Origin of the sequence: uncultured Sphingomonas sp., from assembly GCF_902806265.1 — a bacterium.
Taxonomy (GTDB): domain Bacteria; phylum Pseudomonadota; class Alphaproteobacteria; order Sphingomonadales; family Sphingomonadaceae; genus Sphingomicrobium.
In genome coordinates, this window is sequence record NZ_CADCVZ010000002.1 from 1 (window position 1) to 22,602 (window position 22,602).

Here is a 22,602-nt window from a genome sequence, read left to right on the forward strand (position 1 = left end):
CAGCTGCGTGACCCGCTGGGCGCGTGCCAACGACCTCAACGCCGTGTTCATTAGCTCCATCAAGTTTCCGGAACCCTGATGCCCCGCCGCACCGACATCTCCTCCATCCTCATCATCGGCGCGGGTCCGATCGTCATCGGGCAGGCAGCGGAGTTCGATTACTCGGGCAGCCAGGCGGTCAAGGCGCTGCGCGAGGAGGGCTACCGGGTCATCGTGGTCAACTCCAACCCGGCGACGATTATGACCGACCCCGAGCTGGTGCTTGGCGGGAGCCAAGACGGCGCGACCTATATCGAGCCGATCACGCCCGAGGCGGTGACGCGGATCATCGAGGCGGAGCGACCGGATGCGCTGCTGCCGACCATGGGCGGGCAGACGGCGCTGAACACGGCGCTGGCGCTCGACAAGGATGGAACGCTGGAGCGGCTCGGGGTGGAGCTGATCGGCGCCAATGCGGCGGCGATCGAGAAGGCGGAGGACCGGCAGAAGTTCCGCGACGCCATGGACCGCATCGGGCTGGAGTCGCCCAAATCCGCTATCGTTCATTCGGTCGAGGAAGCGATGGCGGCGCTCGACACCGTTGGCCTGCCGGCAGTGATCCGCCCGAGCTTCACGCTGGGCGGGACCGGCGGGGGCATCGCCTACAACCGCGACGAATATGCGGCGATCGTCCGGTCGGGCCTCGAAGCCTCACCCACGACCGAGGTGCTGATCGACGAAAGCGTGGTCGGCTGGAAGGAGTATGAGATGGAGGTGGTCCGCGACCGGGCCGACAATGCGATCATCATCTGCTCGATCGAGAACGTCGACCCGATGGGGGTGCATACGGGGGATTCGATCACCGTCGCCCCGGCGCTGACGCTGACCGACAAGGAATATCAGCGGATGCGCTCGGCCTCCATCGCGGTGCTGCGCGAAATTGGTGTGGAAACAGGGGGTTCCAACGTCCAGTTCGCAGTCGATCCGAAGACCGGGCGGATGCTGGTGATCGAGATGAACCCGCGGGTGTCGCGATCCTCGGCGCTGGCGAGCAAGGCGACCGGCTTCCCAATCGCCAAGGTCGCGGCCAAGCTGGCGGTCGGCTACACGCTGGACGAGATCGCCAACGACATCACCGGCGGCGCGACCCCGGCCAGCTTCGAGCCGACGATCGACTATGTCGTCACCAAAATCCCGCGCTTCACCTTTGAGAAGTTCAAGGGCGCGGCGGGGACGCTGTCGACCGCGATGAAGTCGGTGGGCGAGGTGATGGCGATCGGGCGCTCCTTCCCCGAAAGCCTGCAAAAGGCGCTGCGGGGGCTGGAGACCGGGCTGTCCGGACTCGACCGGGTGCGCGACCTGGAGCTGGCGTCGGACGAGCAGATCGAGGCGGAGTTGAGTGTGCCGACCCCCGACCGGCTGCTGGTCGCGGCCGAGGCGCTGCGGCATGGTTTCACGGTGGAGCGGATCAACGCCATCGCCGGTTTCGATTCCTGGTTCCTGGAGCGGCTGGCGGAGATCGTCCGGGCCGAGGGGCAGGTGCGGGCGCTCGGACTGCCGAACGATACGGCCGGGCTCCGGCGCTTGAAGGGGATGGGTTTCTCGGATTGGCGGCTGGCGCAATTGTCGCTGCGCTCGATCGGCGCGCCGCGCGGCATGAGCGAGGCGGTGGCGGCGAGCGGCGGCGGCATCGTCCATGACGCCATGCGGGCGATGTCGGGCGGGGTCACCGCTGACGAGGTGCGGCGGCTGCGCGAGCGGCTTGGCGTGCATCCGGTCTACAAGCGGATCGACAGCTGCGCGGCCGAGTTCGACGCGGCGACGCCCTATCTCTACTCGACGTACGAGGCGCCGCTGTTCGGCGAGCCGGAGGACGAGGCGGAGGTCAGCGATCGGCGCAAGGTCATCATCCTGGGTGGCGGTCCGAATCGGATCGGGCAGGGGATCGAGTTCGATTACTGCTGCTGCCACGCTGCCTTCGCGCTGCGCGACGCCGGGCTCGAGACCATCATGGTCAACTGCAATCCGGAAACGGTGTCAACCGATCCGGACACGTCGGACCGGCTGTATTTCGAGCCGCTGACGGCCGAGGACGTGCTGGAGATCGTGCGGCGGGAGCAGGCGCGGGGGCAGCTGCTGGGCGTGATCGTTCAGCTGGGCGGGCAGACGCCGCTCAAGCTGGCCGCCGAGCTGCAGGCCGCGGGCGTGCCGATCCTGGGGACCTCGCCCGACAGCATCGACCTGGCGGAGGACCGGGAGCGGTTCGCGGCGCTCGTGTCGCGCCTGCGGCTCAAGCAGCCGGAGAACGGCATCGCCCGCAGCCGCGACGAGGCGCTCACGGTGGCCGAGCGGATCGGCTATCCGGTGCTGCTGCGGCCGTCCTACGTGCTCGGCGGGCGGGCGATGGAGGTGGTCGACGGGCCCGCGCAGCTCGACAACTATATCGCGACCGCGGTGGCGGTGTCGGGGTCGAGCCCGGTGCTGATCGACCGCTATCTGCGCGACGCGATCGAGGTCGACGTCGATGCGCTGTGCGACGGCACCGAGGTGGTGGTCGCCGGCGTGCTGGAGCATATCGAGGAGGCGGGGGTTCACTCGGGCGACAGCGCCTGCTCCATTCCGCCGCACAGCCTCTCGCCCGAGATCGTGGCCGAGATCGAGCGGCAGACGCGCGAACTGGCGCTGGCGCTGAAGGTCCGCGGGCTGATGAACGTGCAGTTCGCGGTCAAGGATGAGCTGGTATACCTGATCGAGGTCAACCCCCGCGCAAGCCGTACGGTGCCCTTTACCGCCAAGGCGCTCGGGGCACCGATCGCTAAGGTGGCGGCCAAGCTGATGGTCGGCGGCAAGCTGGCGGAACTCGCCGCACTGCCGGAGATCCGCGGCCACATCGCGGTCAAGGCGCCGGTGTTCCCATTCGCCCGCTTCCCCGGCACCGACCCGGTGCTTGGACCGGAGATGAAGAGCACCGGCGAAGTCATGGGGATCGCTGGCGATTTCGACGTCGCCTTCGCCAAGTCGCAGCTCGGCGCCGGGGTCAGGCTGCCGCAGGGCGGGACGCTGTTCGTGTCGGTCAAGAACAGCGACAAGGAACTGGTCGTGCCCGCAGTGCAGGAGATGATCGACCTTGGCTTCTCGGTCATCGCCACCGGCGGGACGTGCGATCATCTGAGAAACTGCGGGCTGCCGGTCGAACGGGTCAACAAGGTGGCGCAGGGCCGCCCGCACATCGTCGACCGGATCGTCGACGGCGAGGTGGACATCATCTTCAACACCACCGAGGGCTGGCAGTCGCTGAAGGACAGCCAGTCGATCCGGGCCACCGCATTGAACCGCAAGGTGCCCTATTTTACAACGGTCGCCGCCAGCCAGGCGGTGGCCCGCGCGATCGGTGCAATGCGGGGGCGCTCGCTTGAAGTCCGCTCCTTGCAGTCCTATTATTCCGCCCTCGAAAGATAACTCCCTTCATCCAGCCAAGCGAAGCGTTCCCGGCCCAGGCGGACGCGGCGCGGCGGATACCAGAACAAGAAAAGGAACGGGGCTACCATGGCGAGCGACAAGGTGCCGATGCTGGCCGAGGGCTATCGCCAGTTGGAGGACGAGCTGAAGCGGCTCAAGTTGGAGCGGCCGCAGATCGTCGACGCGATCGAGGAAGCGCGTGCCCACGGCGACCTGTCGGAGAATGCCGAATATCATGCCGCCAAGGAGCGCCAGGGCCAAGTCGAGGCATCGATCGCGGAGATCGAGGACCGGCTGAGCCGCGCGCTGGTGATCGATCCGACGACTTTGAGTGGCGACAAGGTGGTGTTCGGTGCGACCGTCAGCCTGATCGACGAAGATGAGAAGAAGATTCGCTATCAGTTGGTCGGCCAACAGGAGGCGGACGCCAAGGTCGGCCGGATCAGCTACAATTCGCCGCTCGGCCGCGCGTTGATCGGCCGGCAGGTCGGCGAGGAGGTGGAAGTGACCACCCCGTCCGGCGATCGCTATTACGAGATCGAAGGCATCGAGTTCGTTTGAGGTGACTCTTCGCAGCGCCACCCTTGTCCTCGCGGCGCTGACGAGCGTTGTGTCATTGGCGCTACTCGCCGGTGGCATGGTCGATGCGGCGGCGGGGATGATGGGCTTCATCCCGGCGCGGTTGTCCGGAATGCTGGACCTGCCGGGCGCGCTTCCCGCGATTTCGACGCCGTTCAGCTGCACGCTGGTCCACGGCGGCTTCTTTCACCTGTTCTTTAACATGTTCATGCTGCTGGTCTGCGGCGTCGCGGTCGAGCGCGTGCTCGGGGCGGGGGCGCTGGTGGCGCTGTATCTGGTGAGCGCGATCGTCGCGGCGCTGGCACAATTGAGCGTCGACCCGTCCGGGGTAGCTCCGGTGATCGGAGCGAGCGGAGCTGTCAGCGGGGTGCTCGGCGCCTACGCGTTGAGCTTCGGTCGGCCCAAGCGCCTGTCGGCGTCACCGGCAGTGAACCGGGCCGTGCACATCGTCTGGCTGGCGCTGGCCTGGACCGTGCTGCAAGTGGCAGTAGGCTATGCCGCCGGCGCGCAGGGCCTGATGCTCGCCACGCCGGCGCATGTGGGCGGGTTCCTGACTGGCCTGGTGCTGCAGCGACCGCTGCTGCTGTGGCGGTATCGGAAGGCCTAGGCCTTCCGCTCCACCTCGGGCTCGAGCAGCCGATGCAGGTGGACGACCACATATTTCATCTCGGCATCGTCCACCGTGCGCTGGGCGTTGGCGCGCCAGGCGTCCTCGGCGTCCGCATAATTGTCGAACAAGCCGACGATGTGCATGTCATTGAGATTGACGAAGTCCAGGCCCTGCGGGTCCTGCACGCGGCCGCCGAATACGAGGTGAAGCTTGCTCATGGGGCGAGGCCGTTAGCATAGGGTCGAGCGGCGCCCAACCCGTCATCGCGTGGTTAGCGGGAACGAAGCGATCCAGTGGCTTCGGAGAAGCTAGATCGCTCCGTTCTGCTTGCGATGAGCGTTAAAGGTTCGAGCCGGTGCCGCCAGTCGAGGTGCCGCCAGTCGAGGTGCCGCCAGCCGAGGTGCCGCCAGCCGAGGTGCCGCCAGCCGAGGTGCCGCCGCTGCTGTCGGTCGTCCCCGACGACCCGCCGCCGCTCCCCGAACTGCCGCCGCCCATGCCAAGGAACTCGCGGAACTTTTCGCCGGCCATCTCGTCGAACTTCTGCTTGCTCATGTCGCGAGCGCGATCCACCGCCCCGGTACCGGCGGTGGTGAGCTTGGTCCCGAGCGGCGCAAGCAGTTCCTTTTCCTTGCGGGATGCAGGCAGCACCGCACCGAGCACGGCGCCGAGCGCCGCACCCGCTCCGACCGCGATCAGCGGCGAGTTGTTGATCTGCTGCGAGGCCTTCTGAGTGGCGCCCGAGGCGCGGGCCCGGGCGCCGGTGCTGCTACTGCTGCTGCCGGAGTAGCTGCTGGTGGTGCTGCCGCCGGTGCTGCCGAAATCGTCCGTGCCGCCGCCCAGACGATCGCTGTCCAGGGTCGCCGATTTGTTGCTCTTAGCCATTACTGATACCTTTCCGAAGAGGCCGCGCGGCGGCGGCCCGTGTTTTCGTAATCGTCTCCGCGCGCGTTCTTGCGGCGGAAGAGTCCGGTGACTGCCCGGAACAGCGGCTTGCGGGCGAGCAGAAGCAACACGCCGGCGCCGATCCCTGCCGCCACCCCCGGCTTCTGCTTGGCCGCAGTCACCGCGCCGTCGGCGGCGACGATGCTCTTGTCCTTGGCGGTCTGCACCGCGTCGGAGGCAAGCTTGCCCGGCGCGAGCCGCGCCTTGAGCTCGTCGACGTCGCCCATCAGCCGAGCCTTGGCGGCATCCGCCTCGCCCCGGGCGCGGGCCTCGCGCACCTGGATCTCGCTCATGCCTTGCCTCCAGCGGCCGCTTTGCCCTTGGTATAAGCGAGATAGCCCAGGACTCCGGCGATCGCGCCCAGGATCAGCACCGTCAGCACACCGGCGAGCCAGTCCTTCATGACCGCGGACAAGGCCACGAACAGCGTCGCGCACAGCGCACCGAACGCCCCAAGCGCGAACAGCAGCGCGGCGACGCCGAGGATGAGCGGGTTGAGGAGCGCCTTGCCGCGCTCGGTCCCGATCGTCTTGTAGTAGTTGACCTCGGCCTTGGCGTAGGCCTTGCCGCCTTCCACCACGCGGTGGAACAGGTCGCCTACGCTTGGCTGCTCGCCATTCGCCGTTTCCGTGCGATAGAGCATCGGATCACCCGGCGGTGCCGGTCCGGTCGTTGTTACGGTTACCGGTGCCATATTGGCTCTCCTCCAATCCGATCTTGAGCAAGCGTGCGAGGCCGAAGCCGAGCACGGCGGCGCCCGTCAGGGCGACGGTGGGGCTCTTGCGCACCAGCGCGCGCGCATCGTCCACCAGCTCGTCGGGGTTTTTGTTCTGCAGCGTCGTGGCATAGCCGTTGATCGCCTGGCTCGCCTTGCGGGCGTACTCGCCATACTGGGGCCCGAGCCGCTCTTCGATCTGCTGAACCGTGTCGTCGACGATGCCGGCGATGTTGGTCAGCGTGGAGCTGCCGCGCTCGAGGCCCTGGCTGGCCAGGCCGTGAATCTTGTTCTTGCTTTCATCGCGCAGCTTGCCGCCCGCATTGGAGACGAGGCCGCGAACACCCGAGCTCTTGCCGCCAGTGCCGCTGCTGTCGCTACTATTGCCGCCGCTGCTGCCCGCACCCGCAGTGCCGCCCATGGAGGCGCTTCCGCCAGTGGCCGTGCCGCTGCTGCCGAGAGCGCTGTTGCCGGCGGTCGCAGCGCCGGTCGTGCCGCCAGCGCCGGCGCCGGTGATCAGCGCGTCCGTTGCATCGCTGCTGTCGGTGGTGCGGGTCTGCCCGCCCGTGGCGTTGGTCTGGGTCGAGGTGGTCGCGGCCGAGCCGGCAGTGCCGCTGCGGCCGGTGCCGCCCGTACCGCCGCCGCTGCCGGCGCCTCCGATGATCGTATCCGTGCCTTCCGGCAGCTTGTTGTTGGGGTCAGCCATGATGGCCCTCCTGTTGGTTAACCGTTCTGCAAGGGAGAACACGAAAGCGCCGCGCACGTTCCGACCCCGTGCCGAATGTTGCCGCATCGGCCATGCGCCGATACAGGCGCCGGGCGAAGCGAACCCTTGCAAAGGTGCCTCAAGCCCATGACTGCCATTCTGAACATCCACGCCCGTCAGATCCTCGACAGCCGCGGCAATCCCACGGTGGAGGTGGACGTGACGCTCGAGGACGGGAGCCTAGGTCGGGCGGCGGTCCCGTCAGGGGCTTCGACCGGCGCGCACGAAGCGGTGGAATTGCGCGACGGCGACAAGGGGCGGTGGGGCGGCAAGGGCGTGACCGAGGCGGTTGAGGCGGTGAACGGACCGATCGCGGACGCCATCCTCGGCTACGAGGCAGAGGGCCAGGAAGAGGTCGACGCTCAGATGATCGAACTTGACGGGTCGGAGAACAAAGGCAAGCTCGGCGCCAATGCGATCCTGGGGGTCAGCCTGGCCGTGGCGCGGGCTGCGGCGGAGGCGCGCGGGCTGCCGCTGTACCGCTACGTCGGCGGGGTGGGGGTGAGCCTGCTCCCGGTGCCGATGATGAACATCCTGAACGGCGGCGCCCACGCGGACAATCCGATCGACTTCCAGGAGTTTATGGTGATGCCGGTCGGCGCGGAGAGCTTCTCCGAAGCGCTGCGCTGCGGGGCGGAGATCTTTCATGCGCTCAAGGCCAAGCTGCACGATGCCGGGCTGTCCACGGCGGTCGGGGACGAGGGCGGGTTCGCGCCGAACATCGCCTCGGCGCGGGCGGCGCTGGACTTCATCGGTGAGGCGACTGGAGCGGCGGGGTACAAGCTCGGTCGCGACGTGCTAATCGCGCTCGACTGCGCCGCGACCGAATTTTTCAAAGACGGCAAGTACGAGATGACGGGGGAAGGCACGAGCTTCTCACCGGACGAGATGGCGGCCTACCTCGAGGAGCTTGCCCGCGACTATCCGATCGCTTCGATCGAGGACGGCATGGGCGAGGACGACATGGCCGGGTGGAAGGCCTTGACCGAGCGGCTGGGCGGGCGCGTGCAGCTGGTCGGCGACGACCTGTTCGTCACCAACGAGCGGCGCTTGGCGCAGGGCATCGCCGACGGGATCGCCAACTCGATCCTGGTCAAGGTCAACCAGATCGGCACGCTGACCGAGACGATCAATGCAGTGCGGCTGGCGCAGACCAGCGGCTATACCGCGGTCATGAGCCACCGCTCGGGCGAGACGGAGGACTCGACCATCGCCGACCTGGCGGTGGCGCTCGGCTGCGGGCAGATCAAGACGGGCAGCCTGGCGAGGAGTGATCGCACCGCGAAGTACAACCAACTGCTACGGATCGAAGAAGAGCTTGGGGATGTGGCGCGGTATGCCGGACGGGCGGCGGTGAAGGCTTATGCGGGCTGACCATGGCTGATGCGTTGACCATCGTCGAAGGGCTCGAGAACCGGTGGATGCGAGCGTGGGTCGCGGGGGACGCGAAGACGCTGAAGTCGCTGACTTCCAGCAAGTTCCGACTGGTGGTCGCATCCAAGCCAAGCGTGCTGCTCGACTCCCGCAGCTGGTTGGACGCAGCGACAAGCCGCTTTCGCTGCAGCAGCTTCCGCTACGGCGACATCTACTCGCGATCGCTGGGTGCAACCGTCGTTTTCGGGACCAGGATGGAGATCCTTGCATCGCTCGACGGTGAGGACTGGTCCGGGCAGCTCTGGGTCACCGACCTTTGGCAGAAGTCCCCTGTTCGCCGGAGGTGGGTCATGGCCGAACGGCACCTTTCGCGACCTGAGGAAAGCCCGCAAGTTCCCCGGCTGATCCAGTCGTTGCAGCTCTGGCGCTGAGCTAGCGCCACTTCCGCGGCCCAGCGGCAGCCGCGGCGTTCGCCGAGGTGATCCGCTTTCGTGAAAAAACGCCGGACACGAAGCTGCGCAGTCGCGTTCTGAAGGGGCGATACCGCACTGTGGAGTGACGCATGCTGATTCAGGTGAACCGGGACAATCAGGTGGACGAGCGGGAGGCTCCGACGGAGCTGGTCGAGGGGATCGTAGAGAAGCGGCTCGGCCGCATCCTCGAGAAGGTAAGTGCGATCGAGGTGCATGTGGGACACACCAAGACGAGCCGCACGGACCAGCCGGAAATGCGCTGCTCGGTCGAAGTGCGGCCGCTCAACCTGGGCCCGGTCGCGGCGTCGGCGGAAGGGGTTGGCACCGAGGCCGTCGTCCGCTCGGCCTGCGACAAGGTGCTGCACGCCTATGACAAGGTGATCGGCAAGCAGAACGCACGCGCCAGCGCCTGATCCGCCTCATACCGGGTAGGCGGTGGTGTATTTGACTCGCTCCATGGCGAAGTTGCTGGTCACGTTCTTGAGCGGGACGGCGCCGATCAGGCGACGGTAAAAGTCGTCGAACCCGGCCATGTCGCGAACGGCCACGCGCAGGAGATAGTCGGTCTCGCCGGCCATGCGGTAGATCGCCATCACTTCCGCCATGGCTGCGACCGTTTCCGTGAACTGCCGCAGCCACTCGGGGCTGTGGTCGCGCGCCTCGATGCCGACGAAGACGTTGAGGCCGAGCCCGATTGCCTGCGGGTCGACCAGGGCGACTGTGCGCTGGATCACGCCTGCGGCGCGGAGCTTCTGGATACGGCGCCAGCAGGGCGTGGGGGAGAGCCCAACCGCCGCCGCCACCTCGGCCACCGGCTGGTCGGCATCCTCCTGCAGCAGGTGGAGGATCTTGCGGTCGGTATCGTCCATAGCGTCGAATTGCCCCGGATTGGAAGAATGTTGCACTTGGCCGATTGAGCTTGCACGATCAACGTTATTTGCTTGGTCCTCTTTGCTGCACCGCAACTCGCGGCTAAATAGAGGGTGTCCACCCCGGAACGAGGTTCTGGCGGAGCACGCAAGATTATTCCAATTTGCGGGGTGGACACCCTCCTTTTGAACAACTTGGCCCCGGTGGAGCGATCCGCCGGGGCCGTTTTTATTTGCGCGCTCTTTAACCAAGCCCTTGCCAAGGCTGTCGCCTTCTGATTCTGTGTCTTTATGGGGCGGGCAACACAGAAGAGTTTCGGGCTGATCCGGCGGGCGGCGCTGCCGGCGCTGGCGCTGGTGATCATCGGCACCTTCGGCGGGCATGCGGTGGCCGGGCCCAATGGGTTGCTGGCGCTCGGTGGATACCATCGCGACCTGGAGCAGCGGAAGCGCGAGCTCGCGCGGCTGGAAGTGCAGCGCGACCAGTTGAAGCACCGTTCGGCCCTGCTCGATCCGCGCAAGGCCGATCCCGACATGGCCGACGAGCTGGTCCGCCGCGACCTCGGCTTGATCCGCCCCGACGAGGTAATCGTCCCGCTGGAGGATTGAGGCTCGGCACGGTTGCCCTGACTCGGCTAGCGCTCATATAGGACGCGCGCGTAGCTCTATCCGAAAGGCCCACCGTGGCGCGTTCCGCCAAGACCCAAGCTGCTCCAGCCGCCGTGCCGCTCACGCCCAATCGCCAGCGCCCGCAGCAGCCTGAGCGATACCAGGCGAGCAAGGAAGAACTGCTCGAACTGTACAAGCAGATGCTGCTGATCCGCCGTTTCGAGGAGCGGGCGGGGCAGCTCTACGGGCTGGGGCTGATCGGCGGCTTCTGCCACCTCTACATCGGGCAGGAGGCGGTGGCGGTCGGGCTGCAGTCGGCGATGACCGTCGGCAAGGACAGCGTGATCACCGGCTATCGCGACCACGGTCACATGCTGGCCTATGGCATCGACCCCAAGCTGATCATGGCGGAGCTGACGGGGCGGGCCGCCGGCATCTCCAAGGGCAAGGGTGGCTCGATGCACATGTTTTCGGTCGAGCATGGCTTCTACGGCGGGCACGGCATCGTCGGCGCGCAGGTCAGCCTGGGCACCGGGCTGGCGTTCAAGCATCAGTATTCGGACGACGGCGGCGTATGCCTCAGCTACTTCGGCGACGGCGCGGCCAACCAAGGGCAGGTCTACGAGAGCTTCAACATGGCCGAGCTGTGGAAGCTGCCGGTCATCTATGCCATCGAGAACAACCATTATGCCATGGGCACCAGCGTCGAGCGCTCGGCGTCCGAGCCCGACTTCTACAAGCGCGGCGAGAGCTTCCAGATCCCGGGTATCCAGGTCGACGGGATGGACGTGCTGGCGGTGCGCGGAGCGGCGGCGGTCGCGCTGGAGTGGACCCGGTCGGGCAAGGGCCCGATTATCCTGGAGCTCAAGACCTATCGTTACCGCGGCCATTCGATGAGCGATCCAGCCAAGTACCGCACGCGTGAGGAAGTGCAGAACTACCGCGAGAACCAGGACCCGATCGATCGCGCTGGCAAGGAGTTGGCGGCGTTGGGTGTGGCCGAGGATGCGCTCAAGGCGATCGACAAGGAGATCAAGGAGATCGTGGTGCAGGCGGCCAAGTTCGCGGAGGAAGCCCCGGAGCCGGAGGCGGCCGAGCTGGCCACCGAAGTGCTGGTGGAGCGCTACTGATGGGGGTCGAGCTGAAGATGCCGGCGCTGTCGCCGACCATGGAAGAGGGCACGCTCGCCAAGTGGCTGGTCAAGGAAGGCGATAGCGTCAAGTCGGGCGACATCCTGGCCGAGATCGAGACCGACAAGGCGACCATGGAATTCGAGGCGGTCGACGAGGGGACCATCTCCCAGATCCTGGTGCCGGAGGGCACGGACGGGGTGAAGGTCGGCACTGCGATCGCGGTGATGAACGGGGAAGGGCAAAGTGCCGCGCCAGCACCGGCGTCGGCGGCGCCTTCTGCCGCGGCACCCGAGAGAGCGGTTCCGCCGACGCCGTCCGACCAGCAGACCCAGGTTACGCACGTCGAGCTGCCGAAACAGCAGCAACAGCCTGCGACCGGAACCCAGCAGCTGGTTTCCGCCGCTGCTCAGACTCGGACCGACCTGGAGGTACCTGCCGGCACCGCGACCCAGGAGGTCACGGTACGCGAGGCCTTACGCGACGCCATGGCCGAAGAGATGCGCCGCGACGAGCGGGTGTTTGTGATCGGCGAGGAGGTCGCGCAGTATCAGGGGGCCTACAAGGTTACCCAGGGGCTGCTCGACGAGTTCGGGCCCAGGCGCGTGGTCGATACGCCAATCACCGAGTACGGCTTCGCCGGGCTGGGCTCGGGCGCGGCGATGGGCGGGCTTCGACCGATCGTCGAGTTCATGACCTTCAACTTCGCCATGCAGGCGATCGACCACATCATCAACTCGGCCGCCAAGACGAACTACATGTCGGGCGGGCAGATGCGTTGTCCAATCGTGTTCCGCGGGCCCAACGGCGCTGCGAGCCGGGTGGCGGCGCAGCATAGCCAGAACTTCGGCCCGTGGTACGCCAGCGTGCCCGGGCTGGTGGTCATCGCGCCATATGACGCTGCTGACGCCAAGGGGCTGCTCAAGGCCGCGATCCGGTCCGAGGACCCAATCGTGTTCCTAGAGAACGAGCTGCTCTACGGGCAGCAGTTCGACGTGCCGCAGGTGGACGATTGGGTGCTGCCGATCGGCAAGGCTCGGGTAATGCGCGAGGGGCGCGACGTCACCATCGTCAGCTACTCGATCGGCGTCGGCGTGGCGCTGGAGGCCGCCGACACGCTGGCGGGCGAGGGGATCACGGCGGAGGTGATCGACTTACGCACACTGCGCCCGCTCGACCGGCAGGCGGTGCTGACCTCGCTGGCCAAGACCAACCGAATGGTGGTGGTCGAGGAAGGCTGGCCGACCTGCTCTATCTCGTCGGAGATCATGGCGATCTGCATGGAGGAAGGCTTCGACGACCTCGATGCGCCGGTCATGCGGGTGACGGATGCGGACGTCCCGCTGCCCTATGCCGCCAATCTGGAGAAACTGGCACTGATCAAGGCCGAGGATGTAGTGAAGGCGGCCAAGGCAGTCTGCTATCGCTAAAGCGCCGAAGCGCGACCGCGACCTTGTCCGGCTGCATTGGCCGGTGGAGCTGCGGCCCGCGTTCGATGCGCTGCTCGGGGTCGATGACGCCATGGCGGAGGCGGCGCTCACCGCGAGCCAGCCGGCGCTCGGCGCGATCAAGCTGGCGTGGTGGCGGGAGGCATTTGAGAAGCTCGACGCTGCGCCAGCGCCGCCCGAACCGCGGCTGCAGGCGGCTGCGTCCGAGCTGCTGCCTCGTGGCCTCCATGGGCGCCGCCTCGCCGAGCTCGAGGACGGCTGGCTAAGCTTGATCGACGACACCGAGGATCTGGCGAGGGTCGAGGAACACGGCCGCGCCATGTTCACCTTGGCCGGCGATCTGCTGGGGCGGCCGGACCCGGTGCTCGCGCGTGCCGGGGCGACCTGGGCGCTGGCCGACGTAGCGCGACGAACAGGCGAGCCGCGGTATCTCCAAGCGCCAATGCAGCCCGGCCACGTGCCGAGACCGCTGCGCCCCCTTACCATGCTGGCCGCCCTTGCCGGCCGTGACGGGCGCCGCGGATGGCCGCCGGAGCCCGAGGCGACGCCGCAGCGTGCCTTGGCGATCCTGCGGCATCGGCTGACCGGAAAGCTGTAAGGCAGCACCCTTCGTTAAGGCTTTGGAGCCATCACGCGCTTCGCCGGATCTCACGACGTTTTGGAGAGCTCCCATGAGGCGTTTTTCGCCGGGGTTGCGGCGCGCTTCCTGATGATGACCGGAGCGTTCCTTCTATGGCAGGGCAAGGCGCAGGAGGCGCCGCTGCCGGACGCGCCAGCGATGGCAGCCGAGGAAGCTGGCGGCGCCTTGCTTCAAGCACCCCCGAGCGCGCGCCGGCGCGCGCCGGAAGCCAGCCCCAAGTCGCGCGAAGAAAAGCGCTTCGCCCGAGCCGACAAGGACGACGATGGCCGGATCACCCGCGACGAGCTGTTCGAACCGCGCAAGAAGGCCTTCGCCAAGCTCGACAAGAACGGCAACGGAGCGCTGAGCTTCGAGGAATGGGCAGCGCGCACGGTGGACAAGTTCGCGGGTGCCGACAAGGACCGCTCAGGCTGGCTTACCGGGCCGGAGTTCGCGACCACGGCACCCAAGCCCGCCAAGCGGAGAGCCAGCTGCGCCTGCGGTTAGCGGCTTCGATCGGCCTAGAGCCTTGTGTGCGGCGGCATGATGTAGCAAATGCCGGCCGATGGAGCTGAAATCGCTCACTTATACCAGCTGGGCGCGACCCGGCATCAGCGACGCGGACATCGAGGCGATCCTTCGTTCGGCCCGTACCAACAATCCGCTCGACGGGCTCACCGGGGTGCTGATCTTTAATGGGGGCGCCTTTGTGCAGATTCTGGAAGGCAGTGAGCAGGCGGTGAACGAGATCGTCGGCCGCCTTTGCACCGACAAGCGTCATTCCAATCTCTTCATTCGCGAAGAGCGGCTGATCGAGGAGCGGGCATTTCCCGATTGGTCCATGGCTTATCTGCGGCTCGAGGACGACGAGTTCCTCGGGGAGGACAAGGTGCAGCGTGCGCTGGCCCGCAGCATGCCCGAGTCCACGCGCAACATCATCAAGGCACTGACACAGTCGATGCCCGTGGCGCGCTGATCAGGCGGGCTCCAGCATGGCACTTTCCAGCCAGGGGTCGAAGGCGCCGCGGGCCCGGTCGGTGTACAGCTTCTTGCGGTCGGCCTTGCGGGTGCGTCCCGGGATGGGCGGCATCAGGCCGAAGTTGACGTTCATCGGCTGGTAGGTCTCGGCTTCCGCGCCGCCCGTGATGTGTCCCAGCAGCGCGCCCATCGCGGTCTCGGCCGGTGGCGGCGGCACCGTGCGGCCGGCCAGCTCGGCAGCGGCGAACCGGCCGGCCAGCAACCCGATCGCGGCGCTCTCCACATAGCCCTCGCAGCCAGTGATCTGCCCGGCGAAGCGGATGTTGGGCCTGCTTCTGAGGCGCAGTTCGCGGTCCAGCAGTTCGGGCGAGCGGATGAAGCTGTTGCGGTGGATGCCGCCGAGCCGCGCAAACTCGGCCTTCTCCAGGCCGGGGATGGTGCGGAAAATGCGGACCTGCTCGGCATGCTTCAGCTTGGTCTGGAAGCCGACCATGTTCCACAGCGTACCGAGCGCATTGTCCTGGCGGAGCTGCACCACCGCATGGGGCCAGCGGCCGGTACGCGGATCGTCCAGGCCGACGCCCTTCATCGGGCCGTAGCGCAGCGTCTCGATCCCGCGCTCGGCCATCACCTCGATCGGCATGCAGCCCTCGAAGTAAGGGGTGTCGCGCTCCCAATCCTTGAAGGCGGTCTTCTCGCCGGCGTTGAGGGCGGCGACGAAGGCTTCGTACTGCTCCCGGTTCATTGGGCAATTGATGTAGTCCTTGCCGCCCTTATCCCAGCGCGCCGCCATCCAGCACACGCTCATGTCGATGCTGTCGCGGTGGACAATAGGGGCGATCGCGTCGAAGAAGGCGAGGGCATCACTGCCGGTCTCCGCGGCGATCGCCTCGGCGAGGCCGGAGCCGGTCAGCGGGCCGGTGGCGATGATCGCCGGGTGCTCGGGGAGGCTGTCCACCCGCTCGCGCACCACAGTGATGTTGCGGTGCTTTTCGACCGCGTGGGTCACTTCCGAAGCGAAGCCGTCGCGGTCGACCGCCAGCGCCGATCCGGCAGGCACCCGGTGCGCATCCGCCGCCCGCATGACCAACGAGCCCAGGCGTCGCATCTCCTGGTGCAGCAAGCCCACCGCATTGTTGTCGGCATCGTCCGAGCGGAAGCTGTTGGAGCAGACCATCTCGGCCAAGCGGTCGGTGTCATGCGCGGGCGTGGTGTCGCCCCCGCCGCGCATCTCCGACAGGCGCACCCGCCACCCCGCCTCGGCGAGCTGCCACGCCGCTTCCGAGCCGGCGAGCCCGCCGCCCACGATCTGGATGTCGTGCGTCATCGTGCGCCGAACCCGTTCAACATGGTCCGGGCGGTCTTAAAAAGGATCAGCACGTCGAGCCAGGGACTGAAATATTTGATGTAGTAGAAGTCATATTGAAGCTTGCGGTGCACCTCGCCGACCTCGGCGACATGGCCTTGGTTGGTCTGCGCCCAGCCGGAGATGCCGGGCTTCACCACATGGCGGTAGCGATAAAAGGGCAGTTCGCCCACATACCAGTGGGACAATACCTCGGCCTCAGGTCGCGGGCCAATCCAGCTCATCTCCGCGCGGAGAATGTTGAAGATCTGGGGCAGCTCGTCGATACGCGTCCGGCGGAGCAGTGCGCCGACGCGCGTGACCCGCGGGTCGAGCTCCCCTGTCATGGCGGCCGCCCGGGCGTCGGCGGGATGGCCGCTGCCCGCACGCATGGTGCGGAACTTGAAAACGGTGAACTGGTGGCCGCGGTGCCCGATACGGACCTGCCGAAAGAAGATCGGCCGGCCATCGTCGATCAGGGTGGCGAGAGCCGCCACGGCCATCACCGGCGCGAGCACCGGCAGCAAAGCCAAAGCGACGAGCCAGTCAATCAGCGTTTTCAGGTGAAAATAACCGCGCGCCGGGACCAGGGATCCGAAGCTGTTCTCCGACAGGTGGGCGATCTCCACTCGTCCCGTCAGCGACTCGCGCAGCGGTTTGACCTGGTAGACGATGGTTCCGGCAAGCGCGGCATCGGCCAGGAAGCGCTCCCATTCGGCGGGCAGGTCGGCCGTGAAGTCGGCCACCAGGGCGTCGCAACGGCTCAACGATGTGAGCTGCGGACCGGGCAGGGCAATCCAGAGCACGGTCTCGATTTCCGCCAGCCGCTCCACCCCGCCGAACGGAACAACGCCGATCCGCAACCGGCTGCGACGCTGCACCAGGAAGTACAGGAGGTAGAACCAGAGAACGTGGACGAAGAAGCCCAGCAGAAAGCCGAGACGGTCATAAGGCAGGCGGGCGAAGAAGAAGAAGGCCAGGACCAGGCCGTGAGCGGCGGCCGCGGTGGGCAGGATGACGTAGCTGGAGCGGATGCCCGGGTAGGGCTCGATCGACAGCCGCATCCAGAAGGCGATGGCGACCGCCACCACATTGGCCAGGAACGCGTTCCAGGTTGCGGGCTCGAGCAGGGTATGCGGCACGAGGAAGGCGCGGGTGAGAACGGGCACGCTTCCGGCGAGCAGCATCGCGCCAAGCAGCTGGGCGCGGCGGCGGATCAGCCACGCACGCCGGCCGCGGCTTCGAACCGGGTTGAGCTGCAACATAATTGCTCGCTTCTAGTGAGGCGCCCACACCCGGCAAGTATTTTGGCGTTGCAGCGACCCGGCCTTGGGCCGGCGCCTGCAACCGCTTGTTCCCCGAGCCGTTTAGCTGCAATAATGGCGGTTCGAACCAACGGGGCATGGGCTCCAGCAGCGGGAGTTCGAAGATGATTGCAGCGCGCATGGCCTTGTGTGTTGGACTTCTGGCGTGCGGCACCGCCGCCGGAGCCCAGAGCTGGACCCCCGGGTCAGAGATCGCCGGGCAGACGGTGCAGGTCGACACCAACGGGGTGGTGAACAACATCACCTTCAACCCGGACGGGTCGGCGATCATCACCACGCCGTCCGGACGTGCGGTGCCCGCCAGCTGGACGGCAAGCGGCAGCCAGCTCTGCCTCACCGCCGGGGGCCCGGCCGAGTGCTTCCCCTACGCCCAGGCCTTTCAGGCCGGCCAGCCGGTCACGCTGACCAGCAGTTGCAACGCGACTTCCCGTTGGCTGGCCACCAACACCAACCAACCGGCCACGCAGCGGCCGGCCGGCGAGCGCGGCTAAGCCGGTTCGGAGCCTCCGTCGGCGCTGCCCGAGCGGATCGGGGCGCCGAGCTTGCGCGCGATCCGGGCGACTTCCTCGTCGCTTGGCGGCTGGGGCAACTCCTGCCCGGGCGTGACCGCTTCGTCCGGGATGCCTGGTCCGGTCCCCGCGATCGTTTCGTTCACCGCCGCTTCGTTCGGGCCGGTGCTGATCTTCTCACGATCTTCCATGGTGCGTCCTCCAGCTTCGAAGCGGATAAAGCCGGCACGCGCAAAGGCGTTCCCACCGGTCGACCAGTTGATTGATTAGCGCGGGCGGTCGCACCATATGCGCCGTGGATTGCAGCTTGTTCCCGGCGCTGCGCAAGGAGCCGTTTGTTGACCCTCAAGCTTCCTATTCTTCCGCTGCGCGACATCGTTGTGTTCCCGCACCGGATCGTTCCCCTGTTCGTGGGCCGGGAGAAGTCGGTGGCGGCGTTGGAAGCAGCGCTGACCGCCGACAAGCAGATCTTCCTGGTTGCCCAGCTCGATCCCGCTGAAGACGATCCGCAGCGCGACGCTCTGTACGACCTGGGCGTGGTGGCGACCGCCATGCAGATGCTGAAGCTACCCGACGGCACCGTTCGCGTACTGGTGGAAGGCGCGCGCCGGGCGCGGCTGCTGAGGCTGGAGGAGGCCGACGGGCACCTGCTGGCCGAGATCGAAGAAGTTGAGGAGGAGGCCGCGGACGGGCCTGAAGCGCAGGCACTGATGCGTTCGGTCGTCGACCAGTTCGAGAACTATGCCAAGCTCAACAAGCGCTTGCCGGCAGAGACCAGCATCCAGCTGAGCGAGATTGAGGACGCATCTGCGCTGGCCGATGCGGTCGCCTCCAACCTGTCGGTCAAGGTGGCCGACAAGCAGGCGATCCTGGGCGAGCTCAAGCCACAGCGCCGGCTGGAGATGGTGTTCGCCTTTATGGAAGGCGAGCTCGGCGTGTTGCAGGTCGAGAAGAAGATCCGCAGTCGGGTCAAGCGCCAGATGGAGAAGACCCAGCGCGAATATTACCTCAACGAGCAGCTGAAGGCGATCCAGCGCGAGCTGGGCAACGACGACGGCGAGGGCGGCGACGAGCTGGCTGAGCTGGCTGCCAAGATACGCAAGACCCGGCTGAGCAAAGAAGCCAAGGTGCGCGCGACCGCCGAGCTTAAGAAGCTTAAAGGTATGGCGCCGATGAGCGCTGAGGCGACGGTCGCGCGCAATTACCTGGACGTGCTGCTCGGCCTGCCATGGGGCAAGAAGTCGAAGCTCAAGCGCGACATCGCCGAAGCGCAGCGGGTGCTCGACGGGGATCATTATGGGTTGGAAAAGGTCAAGGACCGGATCGTCGAGTATCTGGCGGTGCAGGCCCGGACCAACCGGCTGAAGGGGCCAATCTTGTGCCTGGTGGGGCCGCCGGGCGTCGGCAAGACCTCGCTTGGCCGCTCCATCGCTAAGGCGACGGGCCGCGAGTTCGCGCGGCAATCGCTGGGCGGAGTGCGCGACGAGGCGGAGATCCGCGGTCACCGCCGGACCTACATCGGCTCGCTGCCGGGCAAGATCATCTCCAACCTCAAGAAGGCGGGGACCAGCAATCCGCTGTTCCTGCTCGACGAAATCGACAAGCTCGGCCAGGATTTCCGCGGCGATCCCGCATCGGCGCTGCTGGAGGTGCTCGACCCCGAGCAGAATGCCAAGTTCCAGGACCATTATCTGGAGCTCGACTACGACCTGTCGGACGTGATGTTTGTAACCACCGCCAACTCGCTCGACATGCCGCAGCCGCTGCTCGACCGGATGGAGATCATCCGGCTCGAGGGCTACACGGAGGACGAGAAGGTCGAGATCGCCCGCCGCCATCTCATCCCCAAGCAGATGGAAGCGCACGGCCTCAAGGCCGAGGAGCTGGTCTTTGCGGACGATGGTCTGCGGGCGATCCTGCGCTACTACACGCGGGAGGCGGGCGTCCGGACGCTCGAACGCGAGCTGGCCAAGGTGGCGCGCAAGGCGTTGCGCCAAATCCTCGAAGGCAAGATCGAGGGTGTCACGGTTACGGAAGGCAACCTCCAGGACTTCCTGGGCGTACGCCGCTACCGCTTCGGGGTCGGCGAGGAGGAGGATCAGATCGGCGCGGTCACCGGGCTGGCCTGGACCGAGGTCGGCGGCGAGCTGCTGACGATCGAAGCCGTGACCGTTCCCGGCAAGGGGCAGATCAAGACCACCGGCAAGCTTGGCGACGTAATGCAGGAGTCGATCCAGGCGGCGATGAGCTTCGTCAAGGCGCGAGCCCCGGCCTATGGCGTGAAGCCATCGATCTTTGCGCGCAAGGACATCCACGTCCACCTGCCCGAGGGCGCGGTTCCAAAGGACGGTCCGTCCGCCGGCATCGGCATGGTGACAGCGATGATCTCGACCCTGACCGGCGTTGCCGTGCGCCGCGACGTGGCGATGACCGGCGAGGTCACGCTGCGCGGCCGCGTGCTGCCGATCGGCGGCCTCAAGGAGAAGCTGCTGGCGGCGCTGCGCGGCGGCATCACGACGGTGCTAATCCCGGAGGAGAACGAGAAGGATCTCGCCGAGCTGCCCGCCAACCTGAAGGAGCAGCTGACGGTGGTGCCGGTCGCCCACGTCGACCAGGTGCTGGAGCTCGCCCTGTCCGAGAAGCTGCAGCCGATCGAGTGGACTGAAGCCGACGAACATGCCGCCGAGCCGACGCCGCACGGCCACGGCACAGCCGATGCTGGTGTCGGTCTGCGGCATTAGGCTGGACGTAGCGGTGAGTTGGGGAGTTAAGGCGGCGCGTCCGGTTGCCGGGCGAGCCAGTGGAGCGTGTTGTCGATGAACAAGCAGGAACTCATCACCCAAGTTGCCGATCGTGCCGGGTTGAACCGGAACGACGCGGCCCGGGCTGTCGAGACCATGCTGGAGGTGGTTACCTCGACGCTGAAGCGAGGCGACGAAGTGCGGCTCGTGGGGTTCGGCAATTTCTCTGTGACGCGACGCAAGGCGTCCGTCGGCCGCAACCCGCGCACAGGCGAGCCACTGCAGATCGCCTCCAGCGCCAACCCCAAATTTCGCCCAGGCAAGGTACTGAAGGACGCCGTTCAATAGTGGACAGGCCAGCGGTGCTCCTCTAGGGGGCACCCGGCATGGGCGCGTAGCTCAGTGGTAGAGCACACCCTTCACACGGGTGGGGTCGTAGGTTCAATCCCTACCGCGCCCACCATGCTCCGACTCAGTCCTTGGCAGCGCGATTTCGCAGGTCCGTGACCAGCGCCGCGGGTGCCGGCTGCGAGTCTCTGAGGTTCGGGACTCCGGGCCAGCCCAGGTCCGGAAAGTCGGTGCCGTCATATGCGCGGGCGCCTTCGTATCGCGGCACCACGTGAAAGTGGACATGGGGGTCCACCATCATCAGCATCAGGTAGTTGATCCGCTCGTAAGCGACGAGTTCGCGCAGGAGGCGCTCCGCCAGCGAGACCAACTCCCGCTGTTCGGCAAAGGCCTCCTCCGGCAAGTCGCCGTAAGCCAGCGCTTCGGATCTGGCGCACAGCACCAAGCTGCCGAGCGTGACCTGGGCAGGGCGAACCAGCAGGGCCCAATGCTCGGTCTCAACGATCGCCGTCGCCGGGTAGCCGAACTTGGTCAGGGTCGCGTGCGCCATCATGCCCTCGCTTGCGCTATCGTTTCATGAACCTTAAGGGACGCGCGCGCCCTGCCAAGGGTTCATGGCGATCGTAGCTCAGCTGGTTAGAGCATCGGTTTGTGGTACCGAGGGTCGCGGGTTCAAGTCCCGTCGGTCGCCCCATCTCTCCCGTTTCAGCAGCAGGAACGCAATGACCACGCTTTGGGGCTTGCCCGACTTCGACGCGCACGAGGAAGTGCATTTCATCACCGACGAGGCCAGCGGCCTGCGGGCGATCGTTGCGATGCACTCGACCCATCTCGGGCCGGCGGCGGGCGGGTGCCGTTTCTGGCACTACCCGGAGGACGGCAAGGCGCTGACCGACGCCCTGCGGCTGTCGCGGGGAATGAGCTACAAGAACGCCATGGCCGGCCTGCCGCTGGGCGGCGGCAAAGCGGTGATCCTGGCCGGCGAGGACAAGAACAAAACGCCCGCCATGCTGGCGGCGTTCGGCCGGGCGGTCGAGGGTTTAAGCGGACGCTACGTTACGGCGGAAGACGTCGGCATCAACGTGGCCGACATGACGGAGGTCAGCCGCCAAACCCGCCACGTCGCCGGCCTGCCGGTCGCGCAGGGGGCGGTCGGCGGCGACCCGGGGCCGCATACCTCGCTCGGCGTGTTCCTGGGCATCAAGGCCGCGGTTCGCCGGGCGCTGGGCAAGGACAGTTTGGACGGCCTCCACGTCGCCCTGCAGGGCGCGGGGAGCGTGGCGGGCGGCGTCGCGATGCACGCGGCGGCCGAGGGCGCGCGATTGTCGATCGCCGATGTCGACGGCCCGCGCGCGCAGAAGCTAGCCGACGCTACCGGCGCCACGGTGGTGGACCCGGCCGAGATCATGACGGTCGAAGCGGACGTGTTCAGCCCTAACGCGCTCGGCGCGATCCTCACCGAGACCTCGATCGCGGCTTTACGGACGCCGATCGTCGCGGGCGGCGCGAACAATCAGCTGGCCATCCCTGCCGACGGCGAGCGGCTGAAGCAGCGCGGCATTCTCTATGCGCCCGATTATGTGATCAACGCCGGCGGCATCATCAACGTGTCGACCGAGTATCTGCGCGACGGCGACGCTTCGGTGGTGCGCCGGCGGATCGAGGGCATTCCCGAGCGGCTGGAGCGGATCTGGGTGGAGAGCGAGGCGAGCGGCCGCGACCCGGCAGCGGTGGCGGACGCCATGGCCCGCCAGCTCATCGGACGCGGCTGAGCGGTTCCCAAG

The 22,602-nt window shown here is 66.9% G+C and carries 26 protein-coding genes and 2 tRNA genes; 18 read left to right on the forward strand and 10 right to left on the reverse strand.

Translation table 11 applies throughout. From position 1 onward, the window contains the following. The first annotated feature begins 78 nt into the window (after positions 1 to 78). The 3 genes from carB to QZX62_RS00715 all read left to right on the forward strand — a co-directional run bounded on the left by carB (position 79) and on the right by QZX62_RS00715 (position 4,624). Complete coding sequence (carB, locus tag QZX62_RS00705; RefSeq protein WP_294171437.1) at positions 79 to 3,438, forward strand: carbamoyl-phosphate synthase large subunit; 3,360 nt, start codon at positions 79 to 81, stop codon at positions 3,436 to 3,438. A gap of 87 nt (positions 3,439 to 3,525) precedes the next feature. Then, entirely contained in the window at positions 3,526 to 3,999 is a 474-nt protein-coding gene (greA, locus tag QZX62_RS00710) for a transcription elongation factor GreA (protein WP_294171438.1), read from the forward strand. A gap of 1 nt (position 4,000) precedes the next feature. Continuing rightward, complete coding sequence (locus tag QZX62_RS00715) at positions 4,001 to 4,624, forward strand: rhomboid family intramembrane serine protease (protein ID WP_294171440.1); 624 nt, start codon at positions 4,001 to 4,003, stop codon at positions 4,622 to 4,624. On the opposite strand, the gene QZX62_RS00720 is transcribed toward QZX62_RS00715, so the two are convergent. From QZX62_RS00720 to QZX62_RS00740, 5 genes are all read right to left on the reverse strand, one after another. After that, on the reverse strand, positions 4,621 to 4,845 hold the full coding sequence (locus QZX62_RS00720; protein WP_294171442.1) for a DUF4170 domain-containing protein: 225 nt from the start codon (positions 4,843 to 4,845) through the stop codon (positions 4,621 to 4,623). The genes QZX62_RS00715 and QZX62_RS00720 overlap by 4 nt on opposite strands. A 121-nt stretch (positions 4,846 to 4,966) precedes the next feature. Next, positions 4,967 to 5,509, reverse strand: coding sequence for a hypothetical protein (locus tag QZX62_RS00725; protein WP_294171444.1), 543 nt, complete (start codon positions 5,507 to 5,509; stop codon positions 4,967 to 4,969). Further along, on the reverse strand, positions 5,509 to 5,862 hold the full coding sequence (locus QZX62_RS00730; RefSeq protein ID WP_294171445.1) for a hypothetical protein: 354 nt from the start codon (positions 5,860 to 5,862) through the stop codon (positions 5,509 to 5,511). The genes QZX62_RS00725 and QZX62_RS00730 overlap by 1 nt, the downstream gene beginning before the upstream one ends. Continuing rightward, on the reverse strand, positions 5,859 to 6,212 hold the full coding sequence (locus QZX62_RS00735) for a phage holin family protein (protein WP_294171447.1): 354 nt from the start codon (positions 6,210 to 6,212) through the stop codon (positions 5,859 to 5,861). The genes QZX62_RS00730 and QZX62_RS00735 overlap by 4 nt, the downstream gene beginning before the upstream one ends. 4 nt (positions 6,213 to 6,216) lie before the next feature. Next, on the reverse strand, positions 6,217 to 6,990 hold the full coding sequence (locus QZX62_RS00740) for a hypothetical protein (RefSeq protein WP_294171449.1): 774 nt from the start codon (positions 6,988 to 6,990) through the stop codon (positions 6,217 to 6,219). A 147-nt stretch (positions 6,991 to 7,137) separates the two neighbouring features. On the opposite strand from QZX62_RS00740, the gene eno reads away from it, so the two are divergent. The 3 genes from eno to QZX62_RS00755 all read left to right on the forward strand — a co-directional run bounded on the left by eno (position 7,138) and on the right by QZX62_RS00755 (position 9,310). Then, the gene (gene eno / locus QZX62_RS00745; RefSeq protein WP_294171450.1) at positions 7,138 to 8,424 is read left to right on the forward strand and encodes a phosphopyruvate hydratase; all 1,287 of its coding nucleotides are present in this window, start codon (positions 7,138 to 7,140) and stop codon (positions 8,422 to 8,424) included. A 2-nt stretch (positions 8,425 to 8,426) separates the two neighbouring features. Next, positions 8,427 to 8,855, forward strand: coding sequence for a nuclear transport factor 2 family protein (locus QZX62_RS00750; RefSeq protein ID WP_294171451.1), 429 nt, complete (start codon positions 8,427 to 8,429; stop codon positions 8,853 to 8,855). Between the two features lie 131 nt (positions 8,856 to 8,986). Continuing rightward, a complete protein-coding gene (locus tag QZX62_RS00755; protein ID WP_294171452.1) occupies positions 8,987 to 9,310 on the forward strand; it encodes a hypothetical protein in 324 nt (107 codons plus the stop codon). 6 nt (positions 9,311 to 9,316) lie between these two features. Here QZX62_RS00755 and QZX62_RS00760 read toward each other — a convergent pair whose 3' ends face one another. Further along, positions 9,317 to 9,766, reverse strand: coding sequence for an Lrp/AsnC family transcriptional regulator (locus QZX62_RS00760; RefSeq protein WP_294171453.1), 450 nt, complete (start codon positions 9,764 to 9,766; stop codon positions 9,317 to 9,319). A gap of 291 nt (positions 9,767 to 10,057) precedes the next feature. On the opposite strand from QZX62_RS00760, the gene QZX62_RS00765 reads away from it, so the two are divergent. The 6 genes from QZX62_RS00765 to QZX62_RS00790 all read left to right on the forward strand — a co-directional run bounded on the left by QZX62_RS00765 (position 10,058) and on the right by QZX62_RS00790 (position 14,548). Continuing rightward, entirely contained in the window at positions 10,058 to 10,375 is a 318-nt protein-coding gene (locus QZX62_RS00765) for a septum formation initiator family protein (RefSeq protein WP_294171454.1), read from the forward strand. A gap of 74 nt (positions 10,376 to 10,449) precedes the next feature. Beyond that, a complete protein-coding gene (gene pdhA / locus QZX62_RS00770) occupies positions 10,450 to 11,505 on the forward strand; it encodes a pyruvate dehydrogenase (acetyl-transferring) E1 component subunit alpha (protein WP_294171455.1) in 1,056 nt (351 codons plus the stop codon). Continuing rightward, positions 11,505 to 12,935 carry a pyruvate dehydrogenase complex E1 component subunit beta gene (locus QZX62_RS00775; protein ID WP_294171456.1) on the forward strand — a complete coding sequence of 477 codons (1,431 nt, stop codon included), beginning with the start codon at positions 11,505 to 11,507 and terminating at the stop codon, positions 12,933 to 12,935. Before pdhA ends, QZX62_RS00775 begins: the two co-directional genes overlap by 1 nt. A 43-nt stretch (positions 12,936 to 12,978) precedes the next feature. Further along, on the forward strand, positions 12,979 to 13,551 hold the full coding sequence (locus tag QZX62_RS00780) for a hypothetical protein (protein ID WP_294171457.1): 573 nt from the start codon (positions 12,979 to 12,981) through the stop codon (positions 13,549 to 13,551). A gap of 111 nt (positions 13,552 to 13,662) precedes the next feature. Then, positions 13,663 to 14,079 (forward strand): EF-hand domain-containing protein, encoded by a 417-nt coding sequence (locus tag QZX62_RS00785; protein WP_294171458.1) that lies wholly within the window; start codon positions 13,663 to 13,665, stop codon positions 14,077 to 14,079. Positions 14,080 to 14,137: 58 nt separating this feature from the next. Further along, positions 14,138 to 14,548, forward strand: coding sequence for a BLUF domain-containing protein (locus tag QZX62_RS00790; RefSeq protein WP_294171459.1), 411 nt, complete (start codon positions 14,138 to 14,140; stop codon positions 14,546 to 14,548). Here the strand turns inward: QZX62_RS00790 and trmFO are convergent, their stop codons facing one another. Together trmFO and QZX62_RS00800 are read right to left on the reverse strand one after the other, a co-directional pair. Then, positions 14,549 to 15,877 carry a methylenetetrahydrofolate--tRNA-(uracil(54)-C(5))-methyltransferase (FADH(2)-oxidizing) TrmFO gene (gene trmFO, locus QZX62_RS00795; protein WP_294171461.1) on the reverse strand — a complete coding sequence of 443 codons (1,329 nt, stop codon included), beginning with the start codon at positions 15,875 to 15,877 and terminating at the stop codon, positions 14,549 to 14,551. After that, a complete protein-coding gene (locus tag QZX62_RS00800; RefSeq protein WP_294171462.1) occupies positions 15,874 to 17,160 on the reverse strand; it encodes a sugar transferase in 1,287 nt (428 codons plus the stop codon). Before QZX62_RS00800 ends, trmFO begins: the two co-directional genes overlap by 4 nt. A gap of 164 nt (positions 17,161 to 17,324) precedes the next feature. On the opposite strand from QZX62_RS00800, the gene QZX62_RS00805 reads away from it, so the two are divergent. Then, positions 17,325 to 17,711 carry a hypothetical protein gene (locus QZX62_RS00805; RefSeq protein WP_294171463.1) on the forward strand — a complete coding sequence of 129 codons (387 nt, stop codon included), beginning with the start codon at positions 17,325 to 17,327 and terminating at the stop codon, positions 17,709 to 17,711. Here QZX62_RS00805 and QZX62_RS00810 read toward each other — a convergent pair. Continuing rightward, positions 17,708 to 17,920: a hypothetical protein gene (locus QZX62_RS00810; protein ID WP_294171464.1), complete on the reverse strand. Its 213-nt coding sequence runs from the start codon at positions 17,918 to 17,920 to the stop codon at positions 17,708 to 17,710. The genes QZX62_RS00805 and QZX62_RS00810 overlap by 4 nt on opposite strands. Before the next feature lie 147 nt (positions 17,921 to 18,067). Here QZX62_RS00810 and lon point away from each other — a divergent pair, with 147 nt between their 5' ends. The 3 genes from lon to QZX62_RS00825 all read left to right on the forward strand — a co-directional run bounded on the left by lon (position 18,068) and on the right by QZX62_RS00825 (position 20,933). After that, positions 18,068 to 20,470, forward strand: coding sequence for an endopeptidase La (gene lon / locus QZX62_RS00815; RefSeq protein WP_294171465.1), 2,403 nt, complete (start codon positions 18,068 to 18,070; stop codon positions 20,468 to 20,470). A 75-nt stretch (positions 20,471 to 20,545) separates the two neighbouring features. Then, positions 20,546 to 20,818, forward strand: a complete 273-nt coding sequence (locus QZX62_RS00820) for an HU family DNA-binding protein (RefSeq protein ID WP_294171466.1) — start codon at positions 20,546 to 20,548, stop codon at positions 20,816 to 20,818. A gap of 40 nt (positions 20,819 to 20,858) precedes the next feature. After that, a tRNA-Val gene (locus QZX62_RS00825) sits at positions 20,859 to 20,933 on the forward strand. Between the two features lie 9 nt (positions 20,934 to 20,942). Here the strand turns inward: QZX62_RS00825 and QZX62_RS00830 are convergent. Then, on the reverse strand, positions 20,943 to 21,371 hold the full coding sequence (locus QZX62_RS00830) for an HIT family protein (RefSeq protein WP_294171467.1): 429 nt from the start codon (positions 21,369 to 21,371) through the stop codon (positions 20,943 to 20,945). Between the two features lie 64 nt (positions 21,372 to 21,435). Between QZX62_RS00830 and QZX62_RS00835 the strand changes: the two genes are divergently transcribed. Both QZX62_RS00835 and QZX62_RS00840 read left to right on the forward strand, forming a co-directional pair. Continuing rightward, positions 21,436 to 21,512, forward strand: a tRNA-His gene (locus QZX62_RS00835). 28 nt (positions 21,513 to 21,540) lie between these two features. After that, on the forward strand, positions 21,541 to 22,590 hold the full coding sequence (locus QZX62_RS00840) for a Glu/Leu/Phe/Val dehydrogenase dimerization domain-containing protein (protein WP_294171468.1): 1,050 nt from the start codon (positions 21,541 to 21,543) through the stop codon (positions 22,588 to 22,590). Positions 22,591 to 22,602: the final 12 nt, after the last annotated feature.